Annotated in this window: 5 protein-coding genes and 2 pseudogenes; 1 reads left to right on the top strand and 6 read right to left on the bottom strand. The window is 41.0% G+C overall.

Annotation, left to right across the window (positions count from 1 at the left end):
- Positions 1–85: 85 nt before the first annotated feature.
- Positions 86–218 (bottom strand): annotated as a pseudogene (locus BCT11_RS05410) (DUF3265 domain-containing protein).
- Between the two features lie 124 nt (positions 219–342).
- Here BCT11_RS05410 and BCT11_RS28585 point away from each other — a divergent pair.
- A pseudogene (locus BCT11_RS28585) lies at positions 343–625 on the top strand (hypothetical protein).
- A gap of 185 nt (positions 626–810) precedes the next feature.
- Here the strand turns inward: BCT11_RS28585 and BCT11_RS05395 are convergent.
- From BCT11_RS05395 to BCT11_RS05360, 5 genes are all read right to left on the bottom strand, one after another.
- Complete coding sequence (locus tag BCT11_RS05395) at positions 811–1,485, bottom strand: hypothetical protein (RefSeq protein ID WP_102387482.1); 675 nt, start codon at positions 1,483–1,485, stop codon at positions 811–813.
- Between the two features lie 266 nt (positions 1,486–1,751).
- On the bottom strand, positions 1,752–1,970 hold the full coding sequence (locus tag BCT11_RS05385) for a hypothetical protein (RefSeq protein WP_102387481.1): 219 nt from the start codon (positions 1,968–1,970) through the stop codon (positions 1,752–1,754).
- 194 nt (positions 1,971–2,164) lie between these two features.
- Entirely contained in the window at positions 2,165–3,016 is an 852-nt protein-coding gene (locus BCT11_RS05380; protein WP_102387480.1) for a DUF5677 domain-containing protein, read from the bottom strand.
- A 299-nt stretch (positions 3,017–3,315) separates the two neighbouring features.
- Entirely contained in the window at positions 3,316–3,771 is a 456-nt protein-coding gene (locus tag BCT11_RS05370; protein ID WP_102387479.1) for a hypothetical protein, read from the bottom strand.
- Positions 3,772–4,035: 264 nt separating this feature from the next.
- Complete coding sequence (locus tag BCT11_RS05360; RefSeq protein ID WP_206747852.1) at positions 4,036–4,656, bottom strand: hypothetical protein; 621 nt, start codon at positions 4,654–4,656, stop codon at positions 4,036–4,038.
- Between the last annotated feature and the right edge of the window lie 838 nt (positions 4,657–5,494).

The raw sequence follows: 5,494 nt of genomic DNA, 5'->3' as shown, positions 1-5,494 counted from the left end.
CTATTGATGATTTTTCCAGAAGCTTCCTGAGTAGTTTTAATTTTTCTTGCTTATTCATTCTATTTTCCTAGCTTATAACGCCCTGTTAAGGTGTGAGCAACGCAATACCGAAGCTGCCGCATACCACCTTAAACACTAAAACCAACGCATAGTAAAAATGCCACGCGTTGCGAATCCCTCTTAAACAGTTTGTTAGTCGCGAGGCACCGAGCGACAATTTTAAGCCGAACTAAACTTTGCGAACAACAAACTTTATGTGCTTTGATGCACACAAGTCAGGCGTAGTTTCAAAGCGCCTACTCAATGAAACCACTTGGAACATAAAACGTCGTAGAAAACAGACTGACAACACCAACAAGCGTTTTTGGAAAACCAATCTCACAGTGCGGACTTTCAACAAAGTCACTGGAACCACGTGGAACTTACCACACCAGAGAAAACGTCTTTTCAGCGAGTAAATCGGCTTTTGTACCCAACAAACTCACCGAGCGGAGTTGCGACCAAAAACAGATTCTCGATTGCCCTGCTCTGTCAGCAACAAAGAACAAAAAACGCAAGGACAATTGCAAAACTTGGACTTAAAACAGCTGAAAATGAGTTGGGACCAACGTCGATGAACCTGTGAACCGGACAAACAGTTGCCAAAAATTGAGCTTAGAAACATAATTTTGATTGCTAGCTTTTTCTGGCGACTAACGCCCTGTTAAGGGGTGAGCAACGCAATGCCGATGCTGCCGCATACCACCTTAAACACTAAAACCAACGCACAGTGAAAATGCCACGCGTTGCGAATCCCTCTTAAACAGATTGTTAGGTTTTTACTCCCCACTTACGCATTATTTCTAGAACTTGAGGCGGGACCCCCTGAAGTTTTTCAAATTCAGGTTCGGTAATAGTTCTATAGTTATCCAGACGATCTATACCGTCATCTTTCCATTGGAAAAATTTATATAAAACAATCAACGAAGGAACAGCAATAGGAGCACTCTTACCTTTTGAATACGCAATATAATGAGACACACCCTCAGAAAAGTAGTTCTCAGGAAAATTGTTTTTTTCAGATGAGATCAACAAGTAAAATTTCCACTGCCAAAATGCTTCAATTTCCTTGTGAATTTTTTTATGACTAGGCTCTGTTAAATTTAGGCTAAGGTCTTGTGCCGACAATAATAAACGTGCAGAAGTTAGCCAAAGCATTCTGTCATTCTGAGGGAGTTCATTATTTTTGCTACCACTAAGAGTGTCATAAGACCTTTTATACATGTTCCCCACTTCTTTCAAAATGTCGTCTGACCGCAGCCGAACCACATTCGCGGCCCAAATATAAAGAGCAGAAATAGCCCCCAAAAAAGCAAGAAGAGGTGATACTTTAACAAGATTTCCGCTAGACAAACCATTGTATAATAACTCCAAAGTAATTACACAAAGAGAGCTTATCAGCAAGAAGATCAAAAGAACAAACAACATCCTTTTTACAAAAATCATACTTCAATTTCTCCTCAAGAAACCTAACGCCCTGTTAAGTAGTGAGGCATGCTATACAAAAGCTTCTGCACCACGCCGTAAACACTAAACTCACTGCAAACCAAAAATGCCACGCATGCCGAATCTGCTTGAACAGTTTGTTATGTTTTTGACTTCGGGTTGTTGAATGTGCTGGAAAGACAGTTGTAAAACAGTACAGTTTTTATAGTAAAAAGCACCTAAAAGTCAGGTGCTAATACGTTTGCAAATACGTGATGAATAGAGCATTAAGCATCTAACTCAAAAGTTACACCACCAGGATAATCTCTTGCGATAGCTCTGAGGTCCGATGTTGTTTTCTTGTTTGCACCAGAAATTGTCACCTGAGTACCAACCTCTTTCGCATCTCTTACAATCGCTCTTAAGTCTGATGTCGTTTTTGTTGCTGGAACTTTTACGTTTGCTCCATCCCTGACAAGGGCTCGAATATCGCTGGTTGTTTTCATAGTTATTTCACTCTATCGTTGGGTTTATAATACACATGGGGATAATTAAATTAATTTCAATGGGTTAGATGAAACATAACGCCGCGTTAAGTAGTGAGCAACATTACCACCTAACCTAACCCATTGTGCCGTAAACACTAAATTCAAAGCAAACCGAAAATGCCCAGCGTTGCGAATCTGCCTTAAACGCTTTGTTAAGTTTCATATTCTGAGGAGTTAAATTCCTGTAGCGCGCCCTTTAAGCTTGTAAACAGTGGCTCATAATTTTGCCTTAGCTTTGTGGAAAATTCTGGTTTCTCACCACAAAACTGAAATAGGAATAGCGTGCGCATTTCTGCAAAAGTACAGATATCAGAAATAGAGCGAGCGATATGGGCAGCTTTAACCCATGCTTGTTCTTCTGCAGTACGGACACACCTTTCCCACACCATACCTACACCATCACCATCTTTATGGATAAGATGGCTGCTCATCCCGTAATTATAGCCAAGATGGATTAAAGGGTTAAGCCTAGTATCACTGGACTTACTAAACTCTTGTATGATCTGGCTAAACGACCACTTTTGCTCCAGTTGTTTTCGTTGCTGCCTATTTGTATCGCCTCGAATACTGTCCGCTTGTTCCGGCTCTAGTGTTAGTTCTTGAATCGATAACCAATTGTGCATTTCTTTAGGATCAACTTCAGCCAACAAAGAAGCCGCCCTACCACTTCGTTTAATAGCAGAGTAACTAGGAAGGATCTCCCAATATTCCTTTACTTTCTCAAGCACTTCCTCTTCAGATCCATTCAACATATAAATGTACTTAGTCACACCTTCAATAATTGAGCGATTAATAATCTCAGCATCCCACTCTTGACCATGCTGTAACAAAATAAGAGAACTCTCTGAGCTAAAATGACAAGATAAATACAATTGAGTGCTTACAAACCTAGTCATAGGATGCATATTTGGAAAGTCTTTATCAAGAAACGGCTTACAGTGATCAAAGTGCTCACCAATAAAATGACTAGCCATTGCAACCCAAGATTGAAACCTTTCGTCCATAGTTACCTCTTGAAACTTAACGCCCTGTTAAGGTGTGAGCAACGCAATACCAAAGCCTCCGCTCCGCATACCACCTTAAACACTAAGCACAACGCATAGTAAAAATGCCAAGCGTTGCGAATCACTCTTAAACAGTTTGTTAGGCTAATCTTTTCTCGAAAACTTTCGAACTGAAACCACTAGAATGACAATAAAGAGCAGGATATAAAAGCTGTAAACTTGGAAGGTATTAAAGAATAACCAAGATGCAAAAGCAATAAACAAGCCTGTAAGTAATAGGGCTATTTTGTTTTTCACAATCATAACCCTTTGTTCGCAATTGCTTTAGTCCAGTAGCCTGTATGTGCTTTAATTTTGGGTGCTAATATCTCAGGATTCGCAGCATAAAACAGGTGACTGTTTGGATACTTTAATCTGTGCTTATTTTGAAATGAAAAGAAACCTTCTAAATTCAAGCCGCACCCTAAAGTCTTTGTACTAGCGACAGCGATACTGCCAACAACAGCGCCAACGTAAAAGGACGCAAGCAAAGCACCTGCAACTTTCAGTTTCTCTAAACCCGTTGTAGCTTTTATCAACTCAGCAACAGTTGCCCCTCGCCCTAGTTTTTTCAAAGCCTCTATCATTATGGCTGCATTGCTGATGGCAGCCGTGGCAGAGTCAAACAAGGTAGAAGGAACAGGGAGTCCTAGAGCCTTCATATTCGCATTAAAATGCTTCGAAAATTCACCTGTACTGATATTACATGCCGTCATACATTACCTCTAAAAGAATTCACCAAAAACGAGGGCATTATAAAAACTTTTGCATATTAATATCTGTCGACTTTGTGTTCGCTCGAAGTACTTCACTATATGTCATTTGTTACTTTCATTTATTTGCATGAGCCTTGGAGAGTAGCCTAACGCCCTGTTAAGGTGTGAGCAACGCAATACCGATGCCACCGCATACCACCTTAATCACTTAAACCAACGCATAGTGAAAATGCTACGCGTTGCGAATCACTCTTAAACAGATTGTTAGGTATGTTCTACAAGAATGCACCCCGCAAACCAGCCACTAGAACCTTCAATTGCGATCTCACTTATGTATAGAGTTGCTTTGAAGTCAACACCAACAATTTCTTGTGCGTTATTTTGAATAGTTTCTATTCGTTGCTCTAATATTTCATACGACCTTTTCGAAGATGAATCATCGGCAGCCGAGTAAAATGCAAAAGCTCCAAACTCCATTGAAGACTGTAATTTTTTCCGTTTGAGAACCCCTGTAATTCTTTTTAAGTCTGGCTCGTATTGAGTCTTGTTAAACACCCGATTCTTAACTTCAATTACAGCTCTGGGATCTCTTTTTGCCCACCAAAGAAGTAGGTCAAATCGTCCACTGGAACGTATATCTCCATGGAGGCGACCTTTACCTACAGCACCAGCATAATCAAGAGCGTCGTATGCACCGTTTTCGATTGTTACATATTTGCTGCCCTTTGCTTGATGTAAGCACCGTGCAATAGTCGTAGTTATAAAGTATTCAGGAGCCCAGCAAACCCAATCACCTCCAGACATGTCACAGTATTCATTTTGCGCCGATGCAACACCTTCAAGGCATACGTCTACCACTGCCAATCTTGATATTCGACCTTTCAATTTACCTCCAAATACCTAACGCCCTGCTAAGGGGTGAGCAACGCAATACCGCTGCTTCCGTACACCACCTTAACCACTAAATTCAACGCATAGTAAAAATGCCACGCGTTGCGAATCCCTCTTGAGCAGTTTGTTAGTCGCGAGGCACCGAGCGACAATTTTAAGCCGAACCAAACTTTGCAAACAACAAACTTTATGTGTTTTGATGCACTTAAGTCAGGCGTAGTCTCAAAGCGCCTACTTAATGAAACCACTTGGAACATAAAACGTCGTAGAAAACGGACTGACAACACCAAAAAGCGCTTTTGGAAAACCAATCTCACAGTGCGGACTTTCAACAAAGTCACTGAAACCACGTGGAACTTACCACACCAGAGAAAACGTCCTTTCAGCAAGTAAATAAGCTTTTAAACCAACAAACTCACCGAGCTGATTTGCAACCAAAAACAGATTTTCGATCGCCCCGCTCTATCACCACCAAAGAACGAAACAACCGCTTAGAAAATAGCAACGCATTGATTTAGAACCGATGACACAGAGCTTTGACTATCGAAGATGGAACTATGAATCAAACAACCAGTAGCCAACTTTTGAGCTTATAAACATGATTCTGACTGCTAGCTTTTTCTGGCGACTAACGCCGCGTTAAGGTGTGAGCAACGCAATACCGAAGCTCCCGCATACCACCTTAAACACTAAATTCAACGCATAGTAAAAATGCCACGCGTTGCGAATCCCTCTTGAGCAGTTTGTTAGTCGCGAGGCACCGAGCGACAATTTTAAGCCGAACTAAACTTTGCGAACAACAAACTTTATGTGCTTTGATGCATTTAAGTCA

It is taken from the genome of Vibrio sp. 10N.222.52.B12, assembly GCF_002875385.1.
In the GTDB taxonomy this organism is placed as follows: Bacteria; Pseudomonadota; Gammaproteobacteria; order Enterobacterales; family Vibrionaceae; genus Vibrio; species Vibrio jasicida.
Note: the sequence above shows the minus strand (reverse complement) of the source record. Positions and strands in the feature narration are given on the sequence as shown.